At 58.3% G+C, this 259-nt stretch carries 1 protein-coding gene; it reads left to right on the forward strand.

The window, feature by feature from the left end:
• A partial coding sequence (locus SB772_RS42745; RefSeq protein WP_410838864.1) for a hypothetical protein occupies positions 1-259 on the forward strand: 259 nt, incomplete at both ends.

Genomic DNA, 259 nt, shown 5'->3' on the forward strand with positions numbered 1-259 from the left:
GTTCTCGAAGTGCACCTCGGTTGGGCCGCGAAGGGTCTGGGCTGGCGTATTGGCGAAATGCTTGCGCGTCAGACCAAGATTGCAGAGCTGCGTGAGTTCCTCACGAAGATCTACAACGAATCGGGCCACAAGGAAGACCTCGACAGCTTCAGCGACGACGAAATCTTCGAACTCGCGAAGAACCTGCGCGAAGGCGTGCCGTTCGCAACGCCGGTGTTCGACGGTGCGACCGAAGAGGAAATGGGCAAGATGCTCGATC

The organism is Paraburkholderia sp. SIMBA_030 (assembly GCF_046535245.1).
In the GTDB taxonomy this organism is placed as follows: Bacteria; Pseudomonadota; Gammaproteobacteria; order Burkholderiales; family Burkholderiaceae; genus Paraburkholderia.